At 71.1% G+C, this 26,657-nt stretch carries 23 protein-coding genes; 8 read left to right on the top strand and 15 right to left on the bottom strand.

Annotated elements, in window-relative coordinates:
- Nucleotides 1–13 precede the first annotated feature (13 nt).
- Nucleotides 14–517: a glycine zipper 2TM domain-containing protein gene (locus tag WQ53_RS14580; RefSeq protein WP_052633429.1), complete on the top strand. Its 504-nt coding sequence runs from the start codon at nt 14–16 to the stop codon at nt 515–517.
- A 123-nt stretch (nt 518–640) separates the two neighbouring features.
- On the opposite strand, the gene WQ53_RS14575 is transcribed toward WQ53_RS14580, so the two are convergent.
- Nucleotides 641–850 (bottom strand): cold-shock protein, encoded by a 210-nt coding sequence (locus tag WQ53_RS14575; RefSeq protein ID WP_052633428.1) that lies wholly within the window; start codon nt 848–850, stop codon nt 641–643.
- 258 nt (nt 851–1,108) lie between these two features.
- Here WQ53_RS14575 and WQ53_RS14570 point away from each other — a divergent pair, with 258 nt between their 5' ends.
- The 4 genes from WQ53_RS14570 (at nt 1,109) to WQ53_RS14555 (ending at nt 4,445) form a co-directional block, all read left to right on the top strand.
- The gene (locus WQ53_RS14570) at nt 1,109–1,594 is read left to right on the top strand and encodes a DUF456 domain-containing protein (protein ID WP_052633427.1); all 486 of its coding nucleotides are present in this window, start codon (nt 1,109–1,111) and stop codon (nt 1,592–1,594) included.
- A gap of 34 nt (nt 1,595–1,628) precedes the next feature.
- On the top strand, nt 1,629–2,819 hold the full coding sequence (locus tag WQ53_RS14565) for a phospholipase A (protein WP_428992253.1): 1,191 nt from the start codon (nt 1,629–1,631) through the stop codon (nt 2,817–2,819).
- Nucleotides 2,819–3,169 carry an arsenate reductase (glutaredoxin) gene (gene arsC, locus WQ53_RS14560; protein WP_052633425.1) on the top strand — a complete coding sequence of 117 codons (351 nt, stop codon included), beginning with the start codon at nt 2,819–2,821 and terminating at the stop codon, nt 3,167–3,169. The genes WQ53_RS14565 and arsC overlap by 1 nt, the downstream gene beginning before the upstream one ends.
- A 166-nt stretch (nt 3,170–3,335) precedes the next feature.
- Nucleotides 3,336–4,445 (top strand): sterol desaturase family protein, encoded by a 1,110-nt coding sequence (locus tag WQ53_RS14555; RefSeq protein WP_236685866.1) that lies wholly within the window; start codon nt 3,336–3,338, stop codon nt 4,443–4,445.
- A gap of 34 nt (nt 4,446–4,479) precedes the next feature.
- Here WQ53_RS14555 and WQ53_RS14550 read toward each other — a convergent pair whose 3' ends face one another.
- From WQ53_RS14550 to WQ53_RS14540, 3 genes are all read right to left on the bottom strand, one after another.
- Entirely contained in the window at nt 4,480–5,115 is a 636-nt protein-coding gene (locus WQ53_RS14550) for a glutathione S-transferase family protein (RefSeq protein ID WP_052633423.1), read from the bottom strand.
- A 452-nt stretch (nt 5,116–5,567) separates the two neighbouring features.
- Nucleotides 5,568–7,097, bottom strand: coding sequence for a fumarate hydratase (locus WQ53_RS14545; protein WP_052633422.1), 1,530 nt, complete (start codon nt 7,095–7,097; stop codon nt 5,568–5,570).
- Nucleotides 7,098–7,222: 125 nt separating this feature from the next.
- Nucleotides 7,223–8,107 (bottom strand): LytTR family DNA-binding domain-containing protein, encoded by an 885-nt coding sequence (locus tag WQ53_RS14540; RefSeq protein WP_052633421.1) that lies wholly within the window; start codon nt 8,105–8,107, stop codon nt 7,223–7,225.
- Nucleotides 8,108–8,260: 153 nt separating this feature from the next.
- On the opposite strand from WQ53_RS14540, the gene WQ53_RS14535 reads away from it, so the two are divergent.
- The 3 genes from WQ53_RS14535 (at nt 8,261) to WQ53_RS14525 (ending at nt 12,531) form a co-directional block, all read left to right on the top strand.
- Nucleotides 8,261–9,472 (top strand): acyltransferase family protein, encoded by a 1,212-nt coding sequence (locus tag WQ53_RS14535; RefSeq protein ID WP_082113058.1) that lies wholly within the window; start codon nt 8,261–8,263, stop codon nt 9,470–9,472.
- The gene (locus WQ53_RS14530; protein ID WP_052633420.1) at nt 9,459–10,457 is read left to right on the top strand and encodes a phosphatase PAP2 family protein; all 999 of its coding nucleotides are present in this window, start codon (nt 9,459–9,461) and stop codon (nt 10,455–10,457) included. Before WQ53_RS14535 ends, WQ53_RS14530 begins: the two co-directional genes overlap by 14 nt.
- Nucleotides 10,458–10,581: 124 nt before the next feature.
- Complete coding sequence (locus WQ53_RS14525) at nt 10,582–12,531, top strand: diguanylate cyclase domain-containing protein (protein ID WP_144409339.1); 1,950 nt, start codon at nt 10,582–10,584, stop codon at nt 12,529–12,531.
- A 27-nt stretch (nt 12,532–12,558) separates the two neighbouring features.
- Here the strand turns inward: WQ53_RS14525 and recJ are convergent, their stop codons facing one another.
- The 11 genes from recJ to WQ53_RS14470 form a co-directional block, all read right to left on the bottom strand.
- Nucleotides 12,559–14,358: a single-stranded-DNA-specific exonuclease RecJ gene (recJ, locus tag WQ53_RS14520; protein ID WP_052633418.1), complete on the bottom strand. Its 1,800-nt coding sequence runs from the start codon at nt 14,356–14,358 to the stop codon at nt 12,559–12,561.
- Between the two features lies 1 nt (nt 14,359).
- Nucleotides 14,360–15,334, bottom strand: coding sequence for a phosphoglycerate mutase (locus WQ53_RS14515; protein WP_052633417.1), 975 nt, complete (start codon nt 15,332–15,334; stop codon nt 14,360–14,362).
- A gap of 1 nt (nt 15,335) precedes the next feature.
- A complete protein-coding gene (greA, locus tag WQ53_RS14510) occupies nt 15,336–15,812 on the bottom strand; it encodes a transcription elongation factor GreA (RefSeq protein ID WP_052633416.1) in 477 nt (158 codons plus the stop codon).
- Nucleotides 15,809–19,051, bottom strand: coding sequence for a carbamoyl-phosphate synthase large subunit (gene carB / locus WQ53_RS14505; RefSeq protein ID WP_052633415.1), 3,243 nt, complete (start codon nt 19,049–19,051; stop codon nt 15,809–15,811). Before carB ends, greA begins: the two co-directional genes overlap by 4 nt.
- 23 nt (nt 19,052–19,074) lie before the next feature.
- Nucleotides 19,075–20,982, bottom strand: a complete 1,908-nt coding sequence (locus WQ53_RS14500) for an alpha/beta hydrolase family protein (RefSeq protein WP_052633414.1) — start codon at nt 20,980–20,982, stop codon at nt 19,075–19,077.
- Nucleotides 20,983–21,031: 49 nt separating this feature from the next.
- Nucleotides 21,032–22,153 (bottom strand): glutamine-hydrolyzing carbamoyl-phosphate synthase small subunit, encoded by a 1,122-nt coding sequence (gene carA, locus WQ53_RS14495; RefSeq protein WP_052634113.1) that lies wholly within the window; start codon nt 22,151–22,153, stop codon nt 21,032–21,034.
- 188 nt (nt 22,154–22,341) lie between these two features.
- Nucleotides 22,342–23,022 carry a 4-hydroxy-tetrahydrodipicolinate reductase gene (locus tag WQ53_RS14490; protein ID WP_052633413.1) on the bottom strand — a complete coding sequence of 227 codons (681 nt, stop codon included), beginning with the start codon at nt 23,020–23,022 and terminating at the stop codon, nt 22,342–22,344.
- A 332-nt stretch (nt 23,023–23,354) separates the two neighbouring features.
- The gene (locus tag WQ53_RS14485; RefSeq protein WP_052633412.1) at nt 23,355–24,017 is read right to left on the bottom strand and encodes a DUF2058 domain-containing protein; all 663 of its coding nucleotides are present in this window, start codon (nt 24,015–24,017) and stop codon (nt 23,355–23,357) included.
- 55 nt (nt 24,018–24,072) lie between these two features.
- Nucleotides 24,073–24,321 (bottom strand): SlyX family protein, encoded by a 249-nt coding sequence (locus WQ53_RS14480; RefSeq protein WP_052633411.1) that lies wholly within the window; start codon nt 24,319–24,321, stop codon nt 24,073–24,075.
- Nucleotides 24,318–25,685 (bottom strand): UDP-glucose dehydrogenase family protein, encoded by a 1,368-nt coding sequence (locus WQ53_RS14475; RefSeq protein ID WP_052633410.1) that lies wholly within the window; start codon nt 25,683–25,685, stop codon nt 24,318–24,320. The genes WQ53_RS14480 and WQ53_RS14475 overlap by 4 nt, the downstream gene beginning before the upstream one ends.
- A gap of 9 nt (nt 25,686–25,694) precedes the next feature.
- Complete coding sequence (locus WQ53_RS14470; RefSeq protein ID WP_052633409.1) at nt 25,695–26,627, bottom strand: FKBP-type peptidyl-prolyl cis-trans isomerase; 933 nt, start codon at nt 26,625–26,627, stop codon at nt 25,695–25,697.
- Between the last annotated feature and the right edge of the window lie 30 nt (nt 26,628–26,657).

The following is a 26,657-nucleotide window of genomic DNA, read 5'->3' as shown; positions in this document are numbered from 1 at the left end:
CAGGAGTAGACAGATGAAGCAGCACACTACCGGCACCTATCGAACCGGCGCCTATCGCGCGCTGGGCGTGGCCGCGTTCGGCCTGTTGGCGTTGAGCGGCTGCGCCACCGCGCCGTCGCCGAACTACGGCTACGGCAGCCCGGCCCCGGGCTATCCCTCGCAGGTCCGCTGCGCCGACTGCGGCCTGGTGACCCGGATCGACGTGATCCCGTCCAACCGCAGCGCCCCGTCGGCCACCGGCGCGATCCTCGGCGGCATCGTCGGCGCGGTCGCCGGCCACGAGATCTCCGACCATACCGGCGGCAGCAAGGGCAACCAGAACGTGTCGGCGGTCGCCGGCGCGGCGGCGGGCGCGATGGCCGGCAACGCCATCCAGAACCGCGCCACCTCCGATACCTACAACCTGCACGTGCGCATGGACGACGGCCGCACCGTGGTGATCAACCAGCGCGACCTCGGCGGCATCCGCGAGAACACCTACGTGCGCGTGGTCAACGGCAAGGTGGTCCTGCGCTGAGGCGCCCTGCCCCCGCCCGTCGCGTTGCCCCCCCTTCGCCTGCGGCGAAAGGGAGGGGCGGAAAAGGAACGGCCCGCTACTGGCGGGCCGTTCCGTTTGCAGCAAGTTTTGCGGCAGCGTTTCTCAGGCGGCCTGGACCGCGTCCGCCTGCAGGCCCTTCTGGCCCTGCACGACGGTGAAGGTGACCCTCTGGCCTTCCTTCAGGCTCTTGAAACCCTGCATCTGGATGGCGCGGAAATGCACGAACACGTCCTCGCCGTTCTCGCGACTGATGAATCCGAATCCTTTGGCATCGTTGAACCACTTCACGGTGCCGGTCTCGCGCTCTGCCATTACTGCTGACTCCTCGAACTGTGCTGGGTGGTGGTTACGCCGTTGCCACGGCGGCTGGTTGCAAGGAGAACGCGAGGTGTAACGATTGGTAGCGGACCATCACGATCACACGATCACCTACTCTGGACCTACCGCATCACAGGCCACGGTTCACGGTGACCTTGCCAAGCGCAGCGACCCCAAAGTTACCCCTCGTTCAGGGGAAATGCAATGATGGCAAGGACTTGGCGCACCTCCCCGGAAAGGACCCCCGCGACGATGGACCCCACCCTGTTCTGGTACGCCATCGCGGCCCTGCTGGTCCTGGTCGGGCTGGCCGGGGTGATCCTGCCGGCCCTGCCCGGGCTGCCGCTGGTCTTCGTCGGGATGCTGCTGGCGGCCTGGGCCGGGGACTTCCAGCGGATCGGCCCGCTGGCCCTGGTGGTCCTTGGCCTGCTCACCCTGCTGTCGATCGTCGCCGACTTCGTCGCCACCGCTGCCGGTGCCAAGCGGGTAGGCGCCGGGCCGCTGGCGGTCTGGGGCGCTGCGCTGGGCACCCTGGTCGGCCTGTTCTTCGGTCCGCTGGGCCTGCTGGCCGGACCGTTCCTCGGCGCCCTGCTCGGCGAGCTGTGGCATACCCGGGCGCTGCGCCGGGCCACCCACGTCGGCCTCGCCACCTGGCTGGGACTGCTGCTGGGCACGGTGCTGAAGCTCGCGCTGGCGTTCGCGATGGTCGGGTTCTTCGTCCTGGCCTGGTTCTTCTGATGCCGCGCGCCATGCACGCGGCAGGAGCCTCCACTTGAAAAGACATCGTCCGCTCGCCCCTTACCTGCTCTGCGTGCTCGCCGCGGCAATGGCCGCGCCGCTGGCCGCGCAGGAGATCGTCACCCGGCCCGTGTCAGCCGATGCCTGCCTGTCGCTGGCATCCGATGCCGCGCGCCTGGCCTGCTACGACGCCGCGCTCGGCTATTCGGCGCCGAGCCCGCAGCAGGCCGACCAGGCCGCGCGCGAGGCCGAGGCCAAGATGGACGAACAGCGCGCACAGGAACGGGCGGCAGCCCGGCCCGCCGATGCCGGCATGGCCGAACGCGCGCGCCATCGCACCGGCGAGCTGTTCCGCCGCGACGACCTCGCCTACGACCCGGCCGACCGCGCGACCATCGCCAACGCCGGCCGCGGCTCGCTGCTCGACAGCCGCTGGGAACTGGCCAGGGACTCCAAGCTGGGCATCTTCCAGCTGCGCGCCTACAAGCCGGTCTACGCGCTGCCCGCGTTCTGGACCAGCAAGATCAACGACACCCCCTCCTCGCCCAATCCGAACAACACGGTCACCGAGCCCGAGGAACTGGACAGCATCGAGGCCAAGTTCCAGATCAGCTTCAAGACCAAGCTGGCCGAGAACCTGCTCGGCGACAACGGCGACATCTGGGCCGCCTACAGCCAGAGCTCGCGCTGGCAGGCCTACAACTCGGAGATCTCGCGCCCGTTCCGCGAGACCAACTACGAGCCGGAGGTCATGTTCGTGGTCCGCAACAGCTACCGCCTGCTGGGCTGGAACGGGCGGATGATGGGCGTGAGCCTCAACCACCAGTCCAACGGCCGCAGCGACCCGCTCTCGCGCAGCTGGAACCGGGCCATCTTCAGCGTCGGCCTGGACCGCGAGCACTGGGCCCTGGTGGTCCGCCCCTGGTACCGGTTCAACGAGAGCGGGCGGGACGACAACAACCCGGACATCGAGGACTTCATCGGCCGCGGCGACGCGATGCTGGTCTACAACCGCAACGGCCACGAGCTCAGCCTGACCGGGCGGCACTCGCTGCGCGGCGGCGACCGCTCGAACGGTTCGCTGCAGCTGGACTGGGGCTTCCCGATCAACAACCTGCTGCGGGGCCACGTGCAGGTGTTCGACGGCTACGGCGAGAGCCTGATCGACTACAACCACCGCGCCACCTACATCGGCGTCGGCTTCGCCCTGCTGGAGTGGTTCTGATGGCCGGCGGCGTGACGATCTGGCACAACCCGCGCTGCTCCAACTCGCGCGGTGCGCTGCAGCTGCTGCGCGAGCGCGGCATCCAGCCAGTGGTGGTCGACTACCTGGCCGAGCCGCCGGACACGGCGACCCTGCACCAGGTCGCTGCCGACAGCGGGCTCGGCCTGCGCGGGCTGGTGCGCGAGAAGGAGCCGCTGTTCCGCGAACTGGGCCTGGCCGACGCGGACGAGGCGACGCTGCTCGAGGCGATGCAGAAGCACCCAGTGCTGATCAATCGGCCGGTGGTGATCGCCCCGCGCGGCACCCGGCTGTGCCGGCCGCCGGAAACGGTGCTCGAGCTGCTGGACTGACCCGCTCCTTGTAGGAGCACAGCTTGCTGGCGACGGGGGCGTCGGAATCATGGGCACGTCGCCTGTGCCGACGGCGTCGTGTCGCCGGCTGAACCCGGCTCCTACAGGAGGCGCGGCGCCTGGCGCCGCGTATCATCGGCGCCAGGCCCACGCTTGGGGAAGCGCCTTGCAGCCACACGCAGAGCACTCGTTCATCGCCTACGCCTCGGCCATGCTCGGGCTGCTGAGCCTGCTGGCGGTGCTCTGCTTCCACTTCCCCGAACTGCTGACCAGCCGCGAGTTCCGCGCGGTCTACAGCGAGCAGTTCGCCCGCCGCCTGCTGCTGGTCGGCATGGTCGCCGCGTTCGTGCTGGGCACCCTGGCGGTCATGCGCGGCCGCAGCCGGCGCGTGGCCCTGCTCGGCGTGGGCTCGGCCACGTTGGCGGTACTGCTCGGCGGCACCAACGTGCGCTTCGACGCCATCGGCCAGACCCCGTGGTCGCTGGGCATGGACTGGTTCGTGCTGTCGCTGTTCTTCTCGGCGCTGGTGTTCGTGCCGCTGGAGCGTTACCTCGGCCAGCGCCGGATGTCGCCGCTGCGGCCGGGCTGGCGCACCGACCTGGCCTACTTCTTCGTCGGCCACGTGCTGGTCCAGTTCATCCTGATCCTGGTCACCGCCTGGACCTCGACCATCGCCGGGCTCGCCGCCTTCCCCGCGCTGAAGGACGCCATCCAGGCGCTGCCCGTCTGGGCGCAGTTCCTGCTGGCGGTGTTCGTGGCCGACCTGGCCCAGGCGACCCTGCACCGGACCTACCACAACACCCCGTGGCTCTGGCGCTTCCACGCCGTGCACCACTCCAGCCGGGCGATGGACTGGCTGGCCGGCTCGCGCATGCACCTGGTCGAGATCGTGCTCACCCGCAGCTTCGTGCTGCTGCCGCTGCTGGTGCTGGGCTTCTCCCAGCCGGCGGTGAACGCCTACGTGATCCTGGTCGGCCTGCAGGCGGTGCTGGCGCACGCCAACCTGGGCCTGCGCTTCGGCTGGCTGGAATACGTGCTTGTGCTGCCGCGCTACCACCACTGGCACCATGCTCGGCACCCGGACTACCTCGATGCGAACTACGCCATCCACCTGCCGCTGGTGGACATGCTGATGGGCACCTTCCGCCTGCCGAAGGACGGCAGCTGGCCGGAGGAGTACGGAGTGATGAAGCTGGAAACGGTGCCGCGCGGGATCCTGCACCAGCACCTGATGCCGTTCCGGCGCCGCAAGCACTACGACGAGTACGAGGACTGAGCCGACGTCGCGATCGGCGGTCCCGCCTCCGCCCTCAGGTCCAGTCGCCGATGCCCTCGCGCCGGTAGACCTCGCCGAAGGACGGACGGTCTTTCATCCGCCGCGCGTAGGCGGCCAGCACCGGCCAGGCGTCGGTCGGCCGCGGCATGTTGCGCGACCAGCGCATCAGCATGGTCAACAGGAAGTCGGCCGCCGACAGCCGCGCGCCGAGCAGGTACGGGCCGCCGTCCCGCAGGTGGTCGGCCACCTGCTGCCAGGCCGCCTCCAGTTGCGCGCGTGCCTGCGCCTTGACCGCCTCCTGGTTGCCCGCACCTGCCGGCTCGTCCGGGTAGAACCAGGCACGGTAGGCAGGCTGCAGCGTGTTGGCGCAGAAGAACATCCAGCGGTAGTAGTCGCCGCGCTCGTGCGTGCCCGGCGCCGGCGCCAGCCCGGCCGCCGGGTGCAGTTCGGCCAGATGCGTGGCGATGGCCGCCGCCTCTGTCAGCACCTGGCCGTCGATCAGCAAGGTGGGCACCCGGCCCGCGGGGTTGATCGCCAGGTACTCCGGCGACTTCTGCTCGCGCCGGTCGAAGTCGAGCTGGCGCAGTTCATGGTCGACGCCCAGTTCGATCAGCAGCCAGTGCACGACCAGCGAAGCAGTGCTGGGCGAACCGTAGAGGACGACGGACATGGGCGGCTCCGGGAAAGAAGCCAGATTACCGTCCCTGCCAGGTCGACGGGAGCGACGTACACAACGCAGCCGCGGCGGCTCCGCCGTACCCTCACCCCAACCCCTCTCCCGGAGGGAGAGGAGCTTCAAAGCCGAACACCGCAAAGGTCAAACCTTTGATCGATCGAAGCCACGACCTCATGGCTCCCTAAGAAGCGACGACCCCGAAGCTCCCGAAGACGTGGCAGGCCGGGCGTATTGCGGCAGTGGCCATGGATGGCCACGTCGGCGAGTCGGCACACGGATGTGCCGCCGAGCCGACCGCAATACGCCCGGCCTGCCGCGGCTCAGACCGAAGCCGGCCACGACAGGCGCCCTGGACTTCCTGCTTTGGCCATGGTTTTGGCTTCCTCGAACGCAGAACGGGCCGGCATCGCTGCCGGCCCATCCCATGCACCCAGCCGCGGCGCGCCCTACGCCACCACCACCGGGATCTTGCCGATCCGCGCCTGCCACTCGCGCGGGCCGGTCTTGTGCACCGACTCGCCGCTGGCATCCACCGCCACGGTCACCGGCATGTCCCTGACCTCGAACTCGTAGATCGCCTCCATGCCCAGGTCCTCGAATGCCAGCACCTTCGACGCCTTGATCGCCTTGGACACCAAGTAGGCCGAGCCGCCGACCGCCATCAGGTACACCGCCCGGTTGTCGCGGATCGCCTCGATCGCCGCGTCGCCGCGCTCGGACTTGCCGACCATGCCCAGCAGGCCGGTCTGCTCCAGCATCTGCCGGGTGAACTTGTCCATGCGCGTGGCCGTGGTCGGACCGGCCGGACCGACCACCTCGTCGCGCACCGGGTCGACCGGGCCGACGTAGTAGATGAAGCGGTCGGTGAAGTCCACCGGCAGCTTCTCGCCGCGGTTGAGCATGTCGACCATGCGCTTGTGCGCCGCGTCGCGGCCGGTCAGCAGCTTGCCGTTGAGCAGCAGCACCTCGCCCGGCTTGAACGTGGCCACTTCCTCGCGGGTGATCGTGTCCAGGTCCACCCGGCGCGCGTTCTGCGGGTTGTAGGTCAGCTTCGGCCAGTCCTCCAGCGAGGGCGGATCCAGCGCGACCGGACCGCTGCCGTCCAGCGTGAAGTGCGCATGGCGGGTGGCCGCGCAGTTGGGGATCATCGCCACCGGCAGGTTGGCCGCGTGGGTCGGGTAGTCCTTGACCTTGATGTCCAGCACCGTGGTCAGCCCGCCCAGGCCCTGCGCGCCGATGCCCAGCGCGTTGACCTTCTCGTACAGCTCCAGGCGCAGCTCCTCGGCACGGTTCGATGCGCCGCGGGCCTTGAGGTCGACGATGTCGATCGGCTCCATCAGCGCCTCCTTGGCCAGCAGCATCGCCTTCTCGGCGGTGCCGCCGATGCCGATGCCGAGCATGCCCGGCGGGCACCAGCCGGCGCCCATGGTCGGCACCGTCTTCAGCACCCAGTCCACGATCGAGTCGGACGGATTGAGCATGGCGAACTTGCTCTTGGCCTCCGAACCGCCGCCCTTGGCCGCGACGATCACGTCCACGGTGTTGCCCGGCACGACCCTGACGTTGACCACCGCCGGGGTGTTGTCCTTCGTGTTCCGGCGCTTGCCGGCCGGGTCGGCCAGCACGCTGGCGCGCAGCTTGTTGTCCGGATGGTCGTAGGCGCGGCGCACGCCCTCGTTGACCATCTCCTCCACGCCCATGGTCGCGTCGTCCCAGCGCACGTGCATGCCGATCTCGAGGAACACGGTGACGATCCCGGTGTCCTGGCAGATCGGGCGGTGGCCCTCGGCGCACATGCGCGAGTTGATCAGGATCTGCGCCATCGCGTCCTTGGCCGCGGGCGATTCCTCGCGCTCGTAGGCGGCGGCGAGGTTCCGGATGTAGTCGACCGGGTGGTAGTAGCTGATGTACTGCAACGCGTCGGCGACCGACTGGATCAGGTCGTCCTGGCGGATCGAAACAGGGCTCGACGACACCTGGGCGGAGGACGGGCGGGCAGCGGGGGAAGCGGTCACGGCTGGCTCATGGCGGGCGGGGAACCGGCCCATTTTAAGCCAAGCGGCCGGCCGGCTCGCCTCGACATAGGTCGGTGGGCTCCGTCCTAGCCGGCCTCCCGGCCGTCGATGCGCCCGCGCAGCTCCTGGCGGTGGCGACGGCTGCAGGGCAGCACGGTGCCGTCCTTCAGATGCAGCCGCGCCTCGCCGGCATCCAGCGGCTCGATCGAGGCGACCTGGCCGAGGTTGACGATATAGCTGCGGTGGACCCGGGCGAACAGGCGCGGATCCAGCCGCGCCTCGATCCCGGCGATGGTGCTGCGCAACGGATAGTCGTGCCCGCGCACCCGCAGGTTCACGTAGTTGCCGGAGGCCTGCAGCCATTCGATGTCGCCGGCGGCGACCAGGAACTCGCGGCCGAGCTTGCGCACCAGGAAGCGTTCGGGCAGGTCGACCGGCTCCACCGGCGGGCCCTCGTCCGGCTCGGCCAGCAGGCTGGCCTCGCCCTGCATGCGCCGCAGCAGCAGCCGGTAGAAGCTGATCAGGATGACCATGCTGGCGTAGGTGCGCACGTCCTTGACGTACTCGTAGAGCAGTTCGCGCGGCCAGTCGCCGAAATCGTAGTCCATCCCCTGGCTGGCATAGGCCAGGGTGCGCAGGCCGACCATGCCCAGTACGTGCGCCAGCGAGACCGCCACGCTGGCCAGCAGGTGCAACGGCAGGTGCCGCCGCCAGTTGTCCCAGTGGATCGGGAAGCGGCGGCTGAACCAGGCCACCGGCCAGATCAGGGCCAGCCACAGCAGCCCGCTGGACCATTCCCAGACCACCGGTTCCCAGGTTGCGTAGCCGAGGTCGTTCTTGCGGATGTCGACGACCACCGTGTAGCTGTTGGCGACCGCGTTCACGATGGTCAGCCCCACCCAGAAGCCGACCTCCACCCAGCGGCGCCAGGGCAGGTAGCGTTCGTAGGGCGTGGGACGGGTCGCGGGCATCGGCGCATTCTACGTAAGCGTGCGCGACCGCCCTGCCCGGCCCGTCACTGGGTTCCGCGGTTCGTCCCAGCCGGCCCGCACTCCGTCACCGCGACCTGCCCGCCCCGCGCCGGCAGCAGGCATCGTCGCGCATCCCTCCCTCGGCCACCGACCATGGAACGCCGCTACGACCTCGACTGGATCCGCATCTGCGCCTTCGGCGTGCTGGTCCTCTACCACGTCGGCATGTATTACGTGACCTGGGACTGGCACGTGAACAGCCCGCACGCCGGGCCCGCGCTGGAGCCGCTGATGCGGCTGGCCTCGCCGTGGCGGCTGTCGCTGCTGTTCCTGGTCTCCGGCGCGGCCACCGCCTTCCTGTGGGAGCGCTGCCGCGGCGACGGCCGCAGCTTCCTCGGCCCGCGCTCGTGGCGGCTGCTGCTGCCGCTGGTGTTCGGGATGCTGGTGATCGTGCCGCCGCAGTCCTATTTCGAGGTGGTGGAGAAGCTGCCCGGCGGCTACCACGACGGCTACCTGGCGTTCTGGCGCCGCTACCTGGCCGGGGACGGCAGTTTCTGCCGCGACGACGACTGCCTGGCCCTGCCGACCTGGAACCACCTGTGGTTCCTGGCCTACCTGTGGTGCTACACGGCGGTGCTGTGGGCGCTGCTGCGCTTTGCACCGCGCGCCACCGCCGGCGCGGTCGAACGCCTGCGCGCGCTGCTGGCGCGGCCGGGCGGGCTGCTGTGGCCGCTGGCTTGGCTGGCGATCGCGCGGATGCTGCTGGTCGGGCGCTTCGAGTCCACCCATGCCCTGGTCGACGACTGGTACAACCACGCCCAGTACCTGCCGCTGTTCCTGCTCGGCTGCGCCATCGCCCGGCCCGGGCCGCTGTGGGAGCGGATCGAGGCTGCGCGCTGGCCGGCGCTGGGCGCCGCGCTGGCCGCCTGGCTGTACCTGACCTGGTACTTCGGCCACTACGCCGACGGCATGCCGCCGCCGGAACCGCTGCGCTGGCTGCAGCGGCTGCTCTGGTCCGTGCAGCAGTGGGGCGCGATCGTGGCGATCCTCGGCTTCGCCCGCCGCCTCGCCCCCGGCGACAGCCCGGCGCGGCGCTGGCTGGGCGAGGCGGTGTTCCCGGTCTATATCCTCCACCAGACGGTGATCGTGCTGCTGGCGGTCGGGTTGCAACCGCTGGACCTGTCGCCGTGGATCGAGGGACCGCTGCTGGTACTGGCCACCTTCGCCCTGTGCTTCGCCGCCTACGCGATCATCCGCCGCCTCGGCTGGCTGCGTCCGCTGTTCGGACTCCGGCGCCGGCCGCCACCGCCGCCGCCTCGATCACCACCACCACCACCGCGGGAAGCCGCCGATGTTCGAAGCTGACCCCAATCTCTGGCTGCAGGGTTTCACCGCCGCCTGGTTCTTCCGGGCCATGCAGGCACTGAGCACGGTCGGGCAATCGTGGGTCTACATGCCGGCGATCCTGCTGCTGGCGTTCGGCGTCCGGCTGCGTCCGACCCTGGCCCTGCTGCTGGCATTGCTGCTGGTAAGCACGGCGACATCGGCGCTCAAGCACGGCTTCGGCCTGCCGCGTCCCAGCGAGGTCGACGCGCGGGTGCTGGACAAGGGCCGCAGCGGCAAGCACCTGGTCGAGGACGGCGCGGCGAAGGCGTTCCTGGGCCTGCCCTCGGACGAGGCCATCGCCGCGGCGCGGGCGCAGCAGGAGCGCGACTTCGGCTTCGTCAGCGGCCACACCAGCGCGGCGGCGGCGTTCGCGCTGTCGATCCCGCTGTTCTTCGGCCTGCGCCGGCGCTGGATCTGGGCGCTGGCGCTGGCCTGGCCGCTGCTGATGGGCATCTCGCGGATGTACCTGGGCCGGCATTTCCTCGCCGACGTGCTCGGCGGACTGGCGCTGGGCTGGCTCGGCACGCTGCTGGTCGCGGCCTGGTGGCGGCGCCTGCCGGCCTCCGGGCCGGTGCCGCCGCGGCTGTGGCTGCCGCCGCTGCTGGCCGTCGCGCTGGTCGCCGCCGTGGCCGCCTCAATCGAGGGCGTCGGCCATGGTGCCGTCGGCGACCTGCTCGGCGCGCTGGCGGTGATCGCGGTGCTGCAGTGGCGGGGCTGGCCGGACGACGCCACCGGCCTGCCGCGGCGCATCGCGCGGGTGGCCTGCGCCCTGGCGGTGGGCTATGGCACGACCTGGGCGTTCACCGCGGCCTATGCGGCCGGCGGCTGGGCCGAGGGGCACCCGCTGGCGGCCGTCTTCGCCACCGCCGGCATGCTGGTCGGACTGCTGGGCAGCGTCGCCCTGTGCCGGCTGTTGCGCCTGTATGCGGCGCCGGCGCCCGCCGCGAGGATCGCCCCGGCCTAGGACCCGACCCGGGCCGTCCGCCGGAGGAGAGCGCCTGCTCGGCGGTGCCTTCTGGTGCGATGGCATGGCGCTTGCAAGAGCCGGCCCAGGGCTACCTGTGCCCGCACGCCTGCCGCCGATGTCCATGCCGACCACCCCGCTCCACCGCTGCCTGAAGCTGCTGCTGGCCCCCGCGCTGGTGGTCGCGCTGGCGGCGCCGACCGCCGCGCCGGCGCCGTCCACGGCCGCGACCGGCGCGTCGACCGTCGACGCGATGATCGACCGCTGCTTCGAGCTGCGCCGCAACCGCCCCCGCCAGGCGCTGGAACTGGCCGAGGCGCTGCTGGCCGACGGCACGCTCGACGTCGAGCGCCGGATCAAGACGATGAGCTGCCAGGGCATCGCAGCCGCGCTGGTCGGAGAGGATGCGCGCGCGGTCGCCATCGCCGACCGCATCGCCCAGGAGCTGGAGCGGCATCCGCAGCTGCCGGACGAGTACCGCATGCGCGCCGTGTCCAACCTGGGCGCGATCCTGCACAGCGCCGGCCAGGTCTACCGGGCCGAGAAGGCCTACGCCGAGACCCTGCGCATCGGCGCGCGGATCGGCGGCAAGGATGCGGTCCTGGTCCAGATCAGCATGCTCAACAACATCGGCCTGATCCACGCCGACTACCTGGATTCGCCGCAGGCGGCCGACGGCTACTTCCAGCAGGCCCTGGCGCTGGCGCGCTCGATCGAACACGAGTCCTCGCAGCTGCTCTACAACTTCGCCATCAACCGGCTGCGCCTGGACGAGCGCGAGGCCGCGCTGCGGGCACTGGACGAGGCGGCCAAGGCGGCCGACGAGGCCGGCAGCGTGCTGGTCGGGCTGCGTGTCCGCAGCGCGCGGCTGATGCTGGAGCGCGACCAGCGCCTGCCGGAACTGATCGCCGCGCTGGAGGGGATCCGCGGCCAGCAGTCGAACCTGCCCGACCCCGCCGGCGAGGCCGCCACCCTGGCCCGCATCTCGGTCCTGCTGGACGCCGCCGGCCAGCCTGCGCAGGCCCTGGCCTCGGCGCAGGATGCCTTCGCCATGGCCAGCCAGGGCCACAACCCGCAGGAGACCTACCAGGCGCTGCAGGCGCTGATCGACGCGCACGCCGCGCTGGGCGACACCCGCGCCGCGCTGGAGCACGCCGCGCGCATGCACCGGATGAAGCTGGACGCACTGCGCCAACAGCGGCTGGACATGCTGGCCGACCTGCAGGCGCGCAACCAGGACGCCGTCTCCCAGCGCGAGCTGGAGCGGGTCCGCTACGAGGACCGCATCCATTCGCTGAAGGAGCAGCAGTCGCGGCTGCTGCGCACGGCAGTGCTGGCGCTGTCGATGCTGCTGGCGCTGGCCGCCGTCGCCTTCGGCCTGATGCAGCGGCGTCGGCACCGCCAGCTGCGCGTGGTCAGCGAACGCGACGCGCTGACCGGCCTGGCCAACCGCCACGCCGCCACCGCCGCGCTCAATGCCCTGGCGGTGCAGCGCAGCCGCGACGACGCGCGCCACGTCCTGTTCCTGATCGACATCGACCACTTCAAGCAGATCAACGACACCCACGGCCACCACGCCGGCGACGCGGTGCTGGTGGAGATGTCCAACCGCCTGCGCACGGCGTGCCGGCCGGGCGACCTGGTCGCGCGCTGGGGCGGCGAGGAATTCCTGGTGGCCTGCGCCGACCTGGACCCGGGCCAGGCCAAGGCCATCGCCGGCCGCCTGTGCGAGGCCATGGCGCACACCCTGGAGACCGCCGACGGCACCCGCGCGGTCACCGTGTCGCTGGGACTGGCGCCGATCCCGTTCTTCGACGTGCCGCCCGAGGACCACCTCGCGCGGCGCTGGGACTATGCGCTGCGCATGGCCGACCGCGCCCTGTACGCGGCCAAGGAACAGCGCGACGGCTGGGTCGGCTACTGGGGCGCGCGCCTGCCCGACGATGCCACCGCCGAGGCGGTGCTCGAATACCCGGAAGCGGCCGACGGCATCGTCACCGTGCTGTCCAGCCACCCGCGCGAGCCGGCGCGGCTGCGCGCGCAGAGCCTGCGCGAGGCGGGCGCGCAGCTGTAGCGACCGCGCCACGGTGGGCGCGTCCGCTCAGGCCGGTGCGAAATGCTCGACCAGCAGCTGGATCGCCTGGCCGCCGCGGTAGTCGTCCGGCGCCAGCCGGTAGGCCAGACGCGCCTGCGGATCGGGCGCCCGCCCGCGCCAGCCGCCGAACTGGATCGCCGCCAGCGGCTCGCGGCGGTCGGGATGGCGCAGGGTCAGCTTCAGGTGGCGCTCGCCGACCACGCGCCAGTCCAGCACTTCGAACAGGCCGTCGAACAGCGGCTCGGGGAAGCCCTGCCCCCAAGGCCCGCCGTCGCGCAGCGCCTCGGCGTGGAAGCGGTCGAACTCGCGCGGCAGCAGTTCGCCGTCGCTGAGCAGCTCGGCCTGCAGCATACCGTCGTCCAGGACCGCGGCCGCATGCGCCTGCCAGGCCTGTTCGAAGGCGGCCAGCCGGTCCTTGGCCAGGGTCAGGCCGGCGGCCATCGCGTGCCCGCCGAAACGCTCGATCAGGCCCGGATGCGCGGTGTCCACCGCCGCCAGCGCGTCGCGGATGTGGAAGCCGGGGATCGATCGCGCCGAGCCGCGCAGCACGCCGCTGCCCGGCTCGGCCGGGGCGAACGCCAGCACCGGCCGGTGCAGGCGCTCCTTCATCTTCGACGCGACCAGGCCGATCACGCCCGGGTGCCATTCCGGATCGAACAGGCACGGCGCCAGCGGCGCGCCGGCCTCGGCCAGCGTCGCCCGCGCCAGCGCGGCCTCGGCGTCGTCGGTCATGTGCTGCTGCACTGCGCGGCGTTCGGCGTTGATGCCTTCGAGCAGGCCGGCCAGTTCGCGCGCGCGCTGCGGGTCGTCGGTGAGCAGGCATTCGATGCCCAGCGCCATGTCCTCCAGCCGGCCGGCCGCGTTCAGCCGCGGGGCGATGGCGAAACCGATGTCGGCGGCGGTCAGCCGCGCCGCGTCGCGGCCGCAGGCCTCGACCAGCGCGCGCAGGCCGGCGCAGCCGCGGCCGGCGCGCAGGCGCCGCAGGCCGGCGGCGACCAGCGCGCGGTTGTTGGCGTCCAGCGGTACCAGGTCGGCGACCGTGCCCACCGCGACCAGGTCCAGCAGCGACGCCAGATCCGGCTGCCCTTCTTGAGAAGTGCGGCCATGGATGGCCGCTGCTTGATCTTCGCGATCAGAGCCTGCCCCCGACCTGATCGGGGGACGATCGCAGGAGTACAGCCTTCGCCGCAGCGCCAGCAACAGGTAGAAAACCACGCCCACTCCGGCCAGCGCCTTGCTCGGGAAGGCGTCGCCGGGCAGGTTCGGGTTGACGATGGCGTTGGCGGCCGGCAGCCGCGGCCCGGGCAGGTGGTGGTCGGTGACCACGACCTGCCAGCCGCGCGCGCGCGCTGCCTCGATACCTGCATGGCAGGCGATGCCGTGGTCGACGGTGAGCAGCAGGTCGGGCTGCAGCGCGGCCAGTTCGTCCACCAGCGCCGGCGACAGGCCGTAACCGTGGACCATGCGATTGGGCACCGCGTGCGAGACCCGGCGCGCGCCGAGCAGGCGCAGCCCGCGCACGCCGGTGGCGCAGGCGGTGGCGCCATCGCAGTCGAAATCGCCGACCACCACGATGTGGCGGTCGCCGGCGATCGCCGCGGCCAGCAGCGTGGTGGCCGCGTCCAGGCCGTGCAGGGCATCGGGCGGCAACAGGTCGGCCAGGCGCGGCCGCGCCAGTGCCGGGGAATGCGCGCCGCGCGCGGCGTAGATCCGGCGCAGCAGCGGCGGGATCGCGTCCGGCCAGGCCGCCGGCCCATCCAACGGCGCGCCCACCTGCGGGCGGCGGACGATGCGCGGCGGGGCCATCTCAATCCGCCGGGCGGGCCAGCGCGGCCAGCGGCCGACGCCAGAACTGCCAGCGGCGCTGGCCGTGGTGCAGGCGGAAACCGGCGCCGTCCTCGAAGTCCAGCTGCAGCACGTCGAACTCGCGCCGCGCCATCGCCTGCAGCAGCGGCGGCAACACCTGCACGCCGAACAGGTCGAGGCTGCGCAGCCGGCGCATGTCGACCAGGCTGTCGCCGGCCGGCCCGCCATCGGCCGCCTCCGGCGTGGCGATCGCCGCGCCGGCCATGCGCGCCAGTCCCTGCAGCAGGGTGTCCTGGCTGCGCACGTGCAGGTAGCGCGACTGCACCGCGACCGGCAGCCGGCCCGCGCCCCAGAACCACAGCGCGTTGATCGACGGCCGGCCGCGCGCGGCGCGCTCGCGGTTGCGCGGATGCTGGTGCAGCACCACCTGCGCCTCGGTGATCAGCGCGCGCCAGCGCCGCGCCGCGGCGTCCTCGCCCTGCGGCAGGGCGGCGAACAGGTCATCGCCCAGCGCCTCGTCCGGTCCGGGCAGGGCCGGCAGGCGCGTGCCCTCCGGCAGGCGCAGGTACCAGCGCGCCGGATGCGGCGCGTCCAGGTGGAAGCCGGCGTCGCCGAACAGCGGGCGCAGGGCCGGCAGGAACGCCGCCGCGTCTTCCGCGTCCATGCCGAGCCCTTCACCCCAGCCAAGCAGGCGCGCGCCGTTGAGGTCCGGCGCCACGTGCGCCGGATCGGCGCGCAGCCACAGGTCGGCGGTGTTGCCGCCCAGGTCGCCGCGGACGCCGCCGGCATCGACCAGCCGGGTCAGCGCCGCGATCGGCCAGTGGTCAGGGACCAGGCGGAAATGCCGGCGCAGCTGCGCCTGCCCGCCCGCTTCGCCGTGCTCGCGGTCGGCCCGCGCCAGCACCCGGCCGACCGCCGCCGGCAACGGACCCGGCAGGCGGGTCCGCTCGGGCAGCAGCAGGGTGATGGTCGCCATGTCAGCCGACGTAGTGGACGCCGGCGATTTCGTATTCGCGCTTGCCGCCGGGCGCGTCGATCACGATCGCATCGCCCTCTTCCTTGCCGATCAGCGCGCGCGCCACCGGCGAGGAAATCGCGATCAGGCCCTGCTTGATGTCGGCCTCCAGGTCGCCGACGATCTGGTAGCGGACCTCCTCGTCGGTCTCCACGTCGGCCAGGGTCACGGTCGCGCCGAACACGACCTTGCTGCCGGCGTTGAGCTTGGCCACGTCGATCAGGTCGGCGTGCGAGAGCTCGCCCTCGAGCTGCTTGATCCGGCCCTCGATGAAGCCCTGCTGCTCGCGCGCGGCGTGGTACTCGGCGTTCTCCTTGAGGTCGCCGTGGCCGCGGGCCTCGGCAATGGCGGCGATCACTTCCGGCCGCTTCACCGACTTCAGGTGGTCCAGCTCCTCGCGCAGGCGCTGGGCGCCCTTCAGCGTCATCGGTGCCCTCACGATTGCAGCTCCTTGTGCAGCTCCTGCAGCGACCAGACCGGGCCGGTACCGCGGAATTCGAGCGAATGCACCAGCGCCTTGGCACCGGCGATGGTGGTGGAATAGGTGACGCGCTGCTGCAGCGCCTCGCGCCGGATCGAGAACGAGTCGGCGATCGCCGCGCGGCCCTCGGTAGTGTTGACGATGTAGGCGATCTCGCCGTTCTTGATCGAGTCGACGATGTGCGGGCGGCCCTCGGCCACCTTGTTCACCACCGCGCACTCGATGCCGCGCTCCTGCAGCCACGCCGCGGTGCCGCGGGTGGCGACCAGGCTGAAGCCGCGCTCGAGCAGCGCCTGTGCCACCGGCAGCACCCGCTTCTTGTCGGGATCGCGCACCGACACGAACGCCTTGCCCGGCGTCGGCGCCTTGATCCCGCCGGCCTCCTGGGCGCGGGCGAAGGCGGCGCCGAAGCTGCGGCCCACGCCCATCACCTCGCCGGTGGAGCGCATCTCCGGGCCCAGGATCGGGTCCACGCCCTGGAACTTGGCGAACGGGAAGATCGCCTCCTTCACCGAGTAGTAGTCCGGCACGACCTCGCGGGTCGCGTCCTGCTCGGCCAGGCTGCGGCCGGCCATGCAGCGCGCGGCGATCTTGGCCAGGGCCACGCCGGTGGCCTTGGACACGAACGGCACGGTGCGCGAGGCGCGCGGGTTCACTTCCAGCAGGTAGACGGTGTCGTCACCGTCCTCGTTGGCCTGGATCGCGAACTGGGTGTTCATCAGGCCGACGACATTCAGCGCCTTGGCCAGCTCGACCACCTGCCGGCGCAACTCGTCCTGGGTGGCTGCCGACAGCGAGTACGGCGGCAGCGAGCAGGACGAGTCGCCCGAGTGCACGCCGGCCTCCTCGATGTGCTCCATGACGCCGCCGATCAGGGTGGCGCCGCTGGCGTCGGCGATCAGGTCGACGTCGACCTCGACCGCATTGTCGAGGAAGCGGTCCAGCAGCACCGGCGAGTCGTTCGAAACCTTGACCGCGTCGCGCACGTAGCGGGCCAGGTCGGATTCGCCGTAGACGATCTCCATGGCGCGGCCGCCGAGCACGTAGCTCGGGCGCACCACCAGCGGATAGCCGATCTCGCGGGCCAGCAGCAGCGCCTCTTCGGCGTTGCGCGCGATGCGGTTCGGCGGCTGCTTCAGGCCCAGCCGCTCGACCAGCTGCTGGAAGCGCTCGCGGTCCTCGGCCAGGTCGATCGAGTCGGGGCTGGTGCCGATCACCGGCACGCCGTTGGCCTCCAGCGCGCGCGCCAGCTTCAGCGGGGTCTGGCCGCCGTACTGCACGATCACGCCCTTGGGCTGTTCGAGTTCGACGATCTCCAGCACGTCCTCGAGGGTGAGCGGCTCGAAGTACAGGCGGTCGGAGGTGTCGTAGTCGGTGGACACGGTCTCCGGGTTGCAGTTGACCATGATGGTCTCGTAGCCGTCCTCGCGCAGGGCCAGGGCGGCATGGACGCAGCAGTAGTCGAACTCGATGCCCTGGCCGATGCGGTTGGGGCCGCCGCCCAGGATCATGATCTTGTCGCGGTCCGTCGGCTGCGCCTCGCACTCGTCCTCGTAGGTCGAATACAGGTAGGCGGTGGAGGTGGCGAACTCGGCCGCGCAGGAATCCACCCGCTTGTAGACCGGGCGCACCTTGTGCGCGCGGCGCAGAGCGCGGATGCCGGCCTCGTTGGTCCCGGCCAGCTGGGCCAGGCGCGCGTCGGAGAAGCCGTCGCGCTTGAGCTTGCGCAGGCGCGCGGCGTCGAGCGAGTCCAGGCCCTCGGCGGCCAGCCGCGTCTCTTCCTCGATGATCTCCTCGATCTGGTCGAGGAACCACGGGTCGATGAACGACAGCGCGTGGATGTCCTCCACGCCCATCCCGGCGCGGAACGCGTCGGCGACGTAGAACAGCCGCTCCGGGCCCGGTGCCTTCAGTTCGCGCCGCAGCGTGGCCAGGTCCTGTTCGTCGGCCAGGTCCAGTCCGGTCGGGTCGAAGCCGACCTTGCCGGTCTCCAGCCCGCGCAGGGCCTTCTGCACCGACTCGCGGAAGGTGCGGCCCATCGCCATCACCTCGCCCACCGACTTCATCTGGGTGGTCAGGCGCGCGTCGGCCTGGGGGAACTTCTCGAAGGCGAAGCGCGGGATCTTGGTGACCACGTAGTCGATCGCCGGCTCGAACGAGGCCGGGGTCAGCCCGCCGGTGATCTCGTTCTTCAGCTCGTCCAGGGTGTAGCCCACCGCCAGCTTGGCCGCGACCTTGGCGATCGGGAAGCCGGTGGCCTTGGAGGCCAGCGCCGAGGAACGCGACACGCGCGGGTTCATCTCGATCACCACCACCCGGCCGGTCTGGGCGTTGATGCCGAACTGCACGTTGGAGCCGCCGGTGTCCACCCCGATCTTGCGCAGCACCGCGATCGAGGCGTCGCGCAGGCGCTGGTATTCCTTGTCGGTCAGGGTCTGTGCCGGGGCGACGGTGATCGAGTCGCCGGTGTGCACGCCCATCGGGTCCAGGTTCTCGATCGAGCAGACGATGATGCAGTTGTCCGCGGTGTCGCGGACCACCTCCATCTCGAACTCCTTCCAGCCCAGCACCGACTCCTCGACCAGCACCTCGCCGACCGGCGACAGCTCCAGGCCGCGCTTGACGATGTCCTCGAATTCCTCGCGGTTGTAGGCGATGCCGCCGCCGCTGCCGCCGAGGGTGAAGGACGGGCGGATGATGGTCGGGTAGCCGACCTTGGTCTGGATCTCGACCGCCTGCTCGAAGGTCCTGGCGACCTCGGCCTTCGGGCACTCCAGGCCGATCTCGCCCATCGCCACGCGGAACAGTTCGCGGTCCTCGGCCATGCGGATGGCCTCGCGCGAGGCGCCGATCAGCTCGACCCCGTACTTCTCCAGCACCCCGTGGTCGGCCAGGTCCAGCGCGCAGTTGAGCGCGGTCTGGCCGCCCATGGTCGGCAGCAGCGCGTCGGGCTTCTCCTTGGCGATGATCTTCTCGACCGTCTGCCAGTTGATCGGCTCGATGTACACCGCGTCGGCGGTGTCCGGGTCGGTCATGATCGTCGCGGGGTTGCTGTTGACCAGCACCACGCGGTAGCCCTCCTCGCGCAGCGCCTTGCACGCCTGCGCGCCCGAGTAGTCGAACTCGCAGGCCTGGCCGATGACGATCGGGCCGGCGCCGATGATGAGGATGGTCTGGATGTCGCTGCGCTTGGGCATTTCGTTCTCTGCTCGTTCCCTGCTCAGGGGCTGCCGGCCTGGGCGGTCTTCGCGCCCGGGCCGATGTACTTGTCGAAGAAGGCCAGCATCTTCGTATAGAGGTTCACGTTGTTCTCGAGGTCACGGAAGCCGTGCGCCTCCTTGGGCTCGACCACCACGATCTCCGGCTTCTTGCCGGCCTTCTCCATCTGCGAGACGAGGAAGTTCATGTTGCGGATCGGCACCCGCACGTCCTTGGCGCCATGGACCAGCATCACCGGGATCTTGAGCTTCTCCACCGCGTACGCCGGCGACTGCGCCACCCGCTCGGCCTTGCTGGTCGGATAGGCGTCCTTGAGGTAGTTGCGCCCGGACTCGTGGGCCATGAAATCGGCGTCGCGCTGGATGTCCAGGTCGTACACGCCCACGTAGCCCACGGTGCAGCGGTACAGGTCCGGCTCGCGCACCGCGCTCATCAGCGCGGCATAACCGCCGTACGAGGCGCCGTAGATGCAGATCCGGTCCGGATCGGCGATGCCCTGCGACACCGCCCACTTCACCGCGTCGGTCAGGTCGTCCTGCATGGTGGTGCCCCACTTGCGGTAGCCCAGCCCCTCGAACGCGTTGCCGTAGCCGCCGGAGCCGCGGTAGTTGACCTGCAGCACCGCGTAGCCGCGGTTGGCGAACAGCTGCACCTCCGGGTTGAAGCCCCACTCGTCGCGTGGCCCGTGCGGGCCGCCGTGCGGATTGACGATCATCGGCAGGTTCTTGCCGCTGCTGCCGGCGGGGATGGTGATGTAGCCGTGCAGCGGCAGGCCGTCGCGCGCCTTGAACGAGATCGGCGTCATCGGCGACATCTCGGCCGGCTTGATCCATTCCATGCTGCCGGCCAGGAACTTGGCCTTGTTGGTCTGGCGGTCGAACAGGAAGGCCTCGGAGGGGGCGGTGTCCGAATAGGCACGCATGGCCAGGTAGCGCCCGTCGTCGGACGGACGCAGGAAATACAGCGCTTTGTCCGGGAACGCCTTGAGCAGGCCGGCGTAGGCGATGGTCTCCGGATGGTCCCGGGCGATCCAGTCCCAGATCGGGGTGCCGTCCTCGTACAGCACGCCCAGCAGGGTCTTGCGGTCGCTGCTCCAGACGAAGCCGGACGGGCTGACCGTGCCGTTGTCGGACAGTTCCTTCTCCTCGCGGGTCTGGGTGTCCAGCAGCACGATGGATTCCGGCTTGCCGTCCACGCCCTTGGCCATGTACGCGTGGCGGTTGTCCGCGGCGAAGCCCAGCGGCCAGTAGCTGGCGCCGTTGCGCTCGCTCTCGTGGACCAGGGTCCACTTGTCGCCGTCGCGGCGGTAGGTGACGTTGCGGCCGTCGTTCATCGAACCGGAGACGAAACGCGGATTGCGCTCGTGGTCGACCAGGAAGCGCCCCTGCTCCACCGGCGCGGTCGCCACGGTGGTGATGCGGCCGTTGTAGACGTTGAGCTTGAACAGGAACGCGTTCTCGACCGAGCGCTGGACCAGGATCGTCTGCGGATCCTCGGGCGTCAGGCTGACGATCGAATAGAACATGCCGTTGGGGATGTCGATCCGCCGGGTGCCGTCGATGTTGGAGGCGTACAGGTCGCCCTTGGAGGTCTCGAAATCGAAACGGCCGGTCTTGAACGTCACGTAGAACAGCAGGCGCTCGTCGTTGGCCCACACCACGTCGCGGAAATGGCGGTCCGGGCCGTAGTCCCACTTGCCGACCACGCCGTTGTCGGCCACGCGCAGCACCGCCAGGACCGTGCGGTCCTCCTGCGGGACCGTCACCGCCATGTGCTTGCCGTCCGGCGACAGGCTGATCGAGGTGAACTCCGGATCCTTGAAGAAGTCCCGGATCGGCACTTCCCGCGCCGCGGCGTCGAGTCCGAGCGCCAGCATCAGCACCAGCAGCATCCCTTTCAGCAGTCGCATTCCTTTACTCCTGATCTTTGTGGATCCAGCGCAAGGCACGCGGCGGGCCTCAGCCCGCCATCGACGCCACGAAACGGTCGAACAGCGGCGCCACGTCGTGCGGGCCGGGCGAAGCCTCGGGATGGCCCTGGAACGAGAACGCCGGCGCGTCGGTCAGCTCGATGCCCTGGTTGGTGCCGTCGAACAGCGAGCGGTGGGTGACCCGGACATTGCCGGGCAGCGTCGATTCGTCCACGGCGAAGCCATGGTTCTGCGAGGTGATCATCACCCGGCCGCTGTCCAGGTCGATCACCGGATGGTTGGCGCCGTGGTGGCCGTGGGCCATCTTCACGGTCTGCGCACCGGCGGCCAGCGCCAGCAGCTGGTGGCCCAGGCAGATGCCGAACAACGGCAGCCTGGCGGCCACGAACTCGCGGATCGCGGCGATCGCGTAGTCGCACGGCGCCGGGTCGCCCGGGCCGTTGGACATGAACACCCCGGCCGGCGCCATCGCCAGCACTTCGGCCGCCGGCGTCTGCGCCGGCACCACGGTCACGTCGCAGCCGCGCTCGGCGAGCATGCGCAGGATGTTGAGCTTCACTCCGAAGTCGTAGGCAACCACCTTGAGCCGGGGTTCGGCGGCGGCGAACTCGCCGCTGTCCAGGTCCAGCTGGCCTTCGCGCCACGGGTACGGCTTGTCGGTGCTGACCACCTTGGCCAGGTCCATGCCCTTCAGGCCGGGGAACTTGCGCGCCGCTTCCAGCGCCTGCTCCACATCGACCGTCTCCCCGGCCATCAGCGCGCCGTTCTGGGCGCCGCGCTCGCGCAGGAGGCGGGTCAGCTTGCGGGTGTCGATCCCGGCGATGGCGACTACGCCACGCGCAGCCAGCCAGTCCTGCAGCGGCGCCTCGCTGCGCCAGCTGCTGGGACGGCGCGGCACGTCGCGCACGATCAGGCCGGCCGACCAGACCCTGGCGGCCTCGTCGTCCTGGCCGGTGCAGCCGGTGTTGCCGATGTGCGGGTAGGTCAGCGTGACCAGCTGGCGGGCATAGGAGGGGTCGGTGACGATCTCCTGGTAGCCGGTCATGGCGGTGTTGAACACCACCTCGCCGACCGACAGGCCGCTGGCGCCTACGGATTCGCCCTCGAATACGGTGCCGTCTTCGAGGACGAGGATTGCGGGTTGGGTCACGTCGTTCGCCTTGGTGTGGGGGAGCCCTGTCGCCGGCTCGGCTTCGTCGGAGCCGGGCTGCAAGAAACCACGGACGCGGCATCTCTCCGGTCCGGGGCGTGGGGTAACAGGCGAGCGGGAATTGTACCGGCCGAGTCCCCAAAAGGAAACGCCGGGAATGCTTCGCTGAATACGAAGGCGGCGCGCGTTCAGCCCGCGCCGAACAGCAGCCCGCGCATGCTGTACAGCCCCGGCGGGCGGCCGGCGAGGCGCGTGGCGGCCTGCAGCGCGCCGCGGGCGAAGATGTCGCGGTTGGTGGCGCGGTGGACCAGTTCGATCCGCTCGCCCTGCCCGGCAAACTGGACCAGGTGCTCACCCACGATGTCGCCGGCGCGCAGGCTGGCGTAGCGCGGCTGCGCCCCGCCCCGCTGCGCCGATTCGCCCAGGGTCAGCGCGGTGCCCGAGGGCGCGTCCTTCTTGTGCACGTGGTGCGACTCGACGATGTCGCAGTCCCAGCCCGGCAGCGCGCCGGCGGCACGTTCGACCAGTTCGTTGAGCGCGGCCACGCCGACGCTGAAGTTGGAGGCCCACAGCAGTGGGATGCGCGCCGCCGCGGCCTCCAGCGCCTGGCGCTGCGCCGGCTCCAGGCCGGTGGTACCCGACACCAGCGCATGCCCGCGCGCCACGCACAGCGCCAGCACCGGGTCGAAGCCTTCGGGCAGGCTGAAGTCGACCGCCGCATCGAACTCGGGCACGCCGTGCAGTTCGGCCGCGGCGAAATGCGGCACGCCGTCGACCACCCGCTGCGGCGGCGCGCGCCGGGTCACCGCCGCCACGACCTGCCAGGCGTCGGGGGCGTCGCCGGCCAGGCGCAGCAGGGCCTGGCCCATGCGCCCGGAGGCACCGTGGATGAGGATTCGCAGAGGCGTGCTCATAGGTCGCGCAGGCTAGCCGGCGATGAGGTCGGGGGGCAAGCGAGGGCGGAGATGGGCCGTGCCGCCACATGGACCGCGACGAGCAGACTGCGGGCGGATGCGCCGCACGGTCCGTCGCCGGTGCCGCCGCCAGCCAGACCACCCGGCATCCCGGCGCACGCCGCGAACCGGTTAGGCCTTCATCGGCCGGCGGATGGAGCAAAGACGCTGGGTCCCGGCGTGCGCCGGGACGACGGGGCGAGGGTCGACGAGTCCGCCGGGACTTCCAGCGCGCTCCAACAGGCGACTCACCAGACCAGGTCGTCCGGCACCTGGTAGCGCGGATCGGCATAGGGATCGTCCGCGGCCGGCGCATCGGGGTCCACCCGCAGCGCCACCGCGGCCGGGAACACCGACTCGACCTCGGCCAGCACCGCCGCCTCGACCAGCAGGTAGCGGCCGTTGAGCTGGACCACGCCCAGCGCGCCGGCGTTGAGCGCCTTCAGCTGCACCTCGGTGACGTAGATGCGCTTGATCTTGCCGCCGTACTCGAAGTGGCGGGCGATCTCGGCGGCCGGATCGTTCAGCGCCCTGTCCTGCAGCAGCGGCTCCAGCTTCGCCCGTGCTTCGCGGCGCTGGCGCGCCTCTTCCTGCTTGCGCTGCTCGGCCTCGATCCGCTCGCGTTTCTCCTGCTGCGCGCGCAGGGCAAAGGCCTTGCCCAGGTCCATCTGCGCCGACGGCGCCGGCGAAGGGCCCGGCGCGCGCGGGCCGCGCCCGGCACCCTCGCCCTTGCCGCCGGGATGGCCCTTGCCCTTGCCGTGCGCGGGCCGGCCTTGCGCAGGTCGGCCGTGGGCGCCCTTGGCGCGCGCGTCCGGCGCGCCGCCGCCCTTGTTGCCGCCGGGTTTGCGCTCGGGCGCGGGCGCGGCCTTGAAGCCGAGGTGGAGCAGCTGGTCGCGGAGGCTGTCGGTCATCGTCGATCGTGGGGGCTGTCGTCGGCCGGGCGTCCGCCCGGGGAATCGTCTGCGTTCAGTAGTGCGGCGGCGGCGGCTCACTGGACGGGTCGGCGTACAGGGCGCCGCGCAGTCCGCGCAGGTCCGCCAGCACCGCCTGCAGCAGCGCGTCGCTGCGCGCGCGCTCCAGGCGCGCCTCGGCCAGTGCTTCGCTCAGTTCGGCCAGGGCATGCTCCTGGAACGCCAGGCGGGTCTCCAGCTCGACCAGCCGCTGCTCCAGCCCGCCGCCGCCGAGGCCCGGGAATTCGGTCTGCGCCGGGCTCATCGCGCATGCTCCGATGGCACCCGCACCGAGCGGCCGCGGCCGACGCCGTAATAGGCCAGGCCCGCGGCCTCGACCTCGTCAGGCTCGTACAGGTTGCGGCCGTCGAACACCACCGCGTCGCCCAGTGCCGCCTGCAGCCGCGCGAAGTCCGGGCTGCGGAACTCCTTCCATTCAGTCACCACCGCCAGCGCGTCGGCGCCTTCCAGCGCGGCCTGCGCCGACCCGCACAGCACCAGGTCGTCGCGCTCGCCGTAGATCCGCCGCGCCTCGTCCATCGCCTCGGGGTCGTACGCGCGCACGCTCGCGCCGGCCTCCCACAGCTGCGCCAGCAGGCGCCGGCTGGAGGCCTCGCGCATGTCGTCGGTGTTGGGCTTGAACGCCAGCCCCCACACCGCGAACACCTTGCCGCGCACGCCCTCGTCCTCGCCGCGGTCGTAGTGGTGCTGGACCAGTTCGAACAGGTGGCCCTTCTGCCGGTCGTTGACCGCCTCCACCGCTTCCAGCAGCTGCGCGCCGTGGCCGTGCTGGCGGGCGGTGCGGGCCAGCGCCTGCACGTCCTTGGGGAAGCACGAGCCGCCGTAGCCGGCGCCCGGGTAGATGAAATGCCAGCCGATCCGCGGGTCGGAGCCGATGCCCTGGCGCACCGCCTCCACGTCCGCGCCGACCCGCTCGGCGATGTTGGCGATCTCGTTCATGAAACTGATCTTGGTCGCCAGCATGGCGTTGGCCGCGTACTTGGTCAGTTCCGCCGAACGCACGTCCATCACCACGAAGCGGTCGCGGTTGCGGTGGAACGGCGCGTACAGGCGGCGCATGCGCGCCACCGCGGCCGGGTTGTCGGCGCCGACCACGATCCGGTCCGGACGCATGCAGTCGGCCACCGCATCGCCTTCCTTGAGGAACTCGGGGTTGGAGACCACGTCGAAGGCCACCTCGACGCCGCGCGCCTCCAGTTCGGCGGCGATCGCCGCGCGCACCTTGTCGGCCGTGCCCACCGGCACGGTCGACTTGCCGACCACCACCGCCGGCCGCTCCAGGTGCCGGCCGATGGTGCGCGCCACCGCCAGCACGTACCGCAGGTCGGCGCTGCCATCCTCATCCGGCGGCGTGCCGACCGCGATGAACACGAACTCGCCATGGGCCATGGCCGCGGCCGCATCGGTGGTGAAGCGCAGGCGGCCGGCGGCATGGCTGGCTCGGACCATCGGCGCCAGGCCCGGCTCGTAGATCGGAACCACGCCGTTGTTCAGGCCGTCGACCTTGGCCGCGTCCACGTCCACGCAGACCACCTCGTGGCCGACCTCGGCCAGGCAGGCGCCGGTGACCAGGCCCACGTAGCCGGTGCCGAAGATCGCGACGCGCACGACGGCTCCTTACCGGGCGATGCCCAGCAGCTCGACGTCGAAGGTCAGCGTCGCGTTCGGGCCGATCGTCGGCGGGCTGCCGCTGGCGCCGTAGGCCAGTTCCGCCGGGATCCAGAAGCGGTACTTGGACCCGACCGGCATCAGCCCGACGCCCTCGGTCCAGCCGGCGATCACGCGGTTGAGCGGGAATTCGACCGCTTCGCCACGCTCATAGGAACTGTCGAACACGGTACCGTCGAGCAGCTTGCCCTCGTAGTTGACCCGCACGGTGTCGCTCGGCAGCGGACGCGGGCCGCTGCCCTCGCGCAGGACCATGTATTGCAGGCCCGACGGCGTGGTCAGCACGCCCTTCTGCGAACGGTTGGCGGACAGGAACGCGGCGCCCTCGGCGCGGTTCCTGTCGGCGACGCCCTGCTGCTGGCGGGTCATGAACGCCTGCAGCGTCGCCATCGCCTCCTGCTCGGTCATCAGCGGCGCGCCGCCGCCACCCAGGGTGGTGCGCACCGCCTGCATCATCACGGCCGCGTCGATCTCGCCCTTCAGCGGCAGCAGCGACGGGCCGACCATGCGATCGCCGATCAACAGCCCGACCTGCTCCTTGGACGGCGGCGGCGGCTCGCTGCCCGGCGGCATACCGGGGACGCGCTGCCCGGAACGGGCGGCGACGGCGGCCTGCAGCGCCACGTGGGTCGCCTGCGCCTGGTCCTCCGACTGCAGCGGCTGGCCGCCGGCCAGCGCATTGTCGACCGCGCGCTGCATCGCGGCGAAGTCGATGTCCTGGCCGATCGGCTGGAACGAGCGGGCGACGTCGAGGCCGATCGCGTAGCTCACCTTGTCCTTCTCGCTGGACAGGGTGCTCTTGTCCTGCGCCACAGCCGTACCTGCCATCATGCTCGCTCCCATCACCAGCGACGCCAGCGCGCCGCGCATGCGGTTGTTCATTCGTTGATTCCTGGAGGGTGGTCCGTTCCG

The sequence above is a fragment of the Pseudoxanthomonas suwonensis genome, assembly GCF_000972865.1.
Lineage (GTDB): Bacteria > Pseudomonadota > Gammaproteobacteria > Xanthomonadales > Xanthomonadaceae > Pseudoxanthomonas > Pseudoxanthomonas suwonensis_B.
The sequence above is the reverse complement of the archived record's forward strand: the minus strand, read 5'-3'. Positions and strand labels throughout refer to the sequence as shown.

What these genes read in the sequence shown, in the direction of transcription:
- recJ (WP_052633418.1), bottom strand. Translation starts at nt 14,358, where the DNA reads ATGGCCCCGCCGCGCATCGTCCGCCGCCCGCAGGTGGGCGCGCCGTTG.
- WQ53_RS14525 (WP_144409339.1), top strand. Translation starts at nt 10,582, where the DNA reads ATGCCGACCACCCCGCTCCACCGCTGCCTGAAGCTGCTGCTGGCCCCC.
- carB (WP_052633415.1), bottom strand. Translation starts at nt 19,051, where the DNA reads ATGCCCAAGCGCAGCGACATCCAGACCATCCTCATCATCGGCGCCGGC.
- WQ53_RS14575 (WP_052633428.1), bottom strand. Translation starts at nt 850, where the DNA reads ATGGCAGAGCGCGAGACCGGCACCGTGAAGTGGTTCAACGATGCCAAA.
- WQ53_RS14515 (WP_052633417.1), bottom strand. Translation starts at nt 15,334, where the DNA reads ATGGCGACCATCACCCTGCTGCTGCCCGAGCGGACCCGCCTGCCGGGT.
- arsC (WP_052633425.1), top strand. Translation starts at nt 2,819, where the DNA reads ATGGCCGGCGGCGTGACGATCTGGCACAACCCGCGCTGCTCCAACTCG.
- WQ53_RS14470 (WP_052633409.1), bottom strand. Translation starts at nt 26,627, where the DNA reads ATGAACAACCGCATGCGCGGCGCGCTGGCGTCGCTGGTGATGGGAGCG.
- WQ53_RS14540 (WP_052633421.1), bottom strand. Translation starts at nt 8,107, where the DNA reads ATGCCCGCGACCCGTCCCACGCCCTACGAACGCTACCTGCCCTGGCGC.
- WQ53_RS14550 (WP_052633423.1), bottom strand. Translation starts at nt 5,115, where the DNA reads ATGTCCGTCGTCCTCTACGGTTCGCCCAGCACTGCTTCGCTGGTCGTG.
- WQ53_RS14480 (WP_052633411.1), bottom strand. Translation starts at nt 24,321, where the DNA reads ATGAGCCCGGCGCAGACCGAATTCCCGGGCCTCGGCGGCGGCGGGCTG.
- WQ53_RS14490 (WP_052633413.1), bottom strand. Translation starts at nt 23,022, where the DNA reads ATGGGCCAGGCCCTGCTGCGCCTGGCCGGCGACGCCCCCGACGCCTGG.
- WQ53_RS14570 (WP_052633427.1), top strand. Translation starts at nt 1,109, where the DNA reads ATGGACCCCACCCTGTTCTGGTACGCCATCGCGGCCCTGCTGGTCCTG.
- WQ53_RS14500 (WP_052633414.1), bottom strand. Translation starts at nt 20,982, where the DNA reads ATGCGACTGCTGAAAGGGATGCTGCTGGTGCTGATGCTGGCGCTCGGA.
- WQ53_RS14580 (WP_052633429.1), top strand. Translation starts at nt 14, where the DNA reads ATGAAGCAGCACACTACCGGCACCTATCGAACCGGCGCCTATCGCGCG.
- WQ53_RS14485 (WP_052633412.1), bottom strand. Translation starts at nt 24,017, where the DNA reads ATGACCGACAGCCTCCGCGACCAGCTGCTCCACCTCGGCTTCAAGGCC.
- WQ53_RS14535 (WP_082113058.1), top strand. Translation starts at nt 8,261, where the DNA reads ATGGAACGCCGCTACGACCTCGACTGGATCCGCATCTGCGCCTTCGGC.
- WQ53_RS14530 (WP_052633420.1), top strand. Translation starts at nt 9,459, where the DNA reads ATGTTCGAAGCTGACCCCAATCTCTGGCTGCAGGGTTTCACCGCCGCC.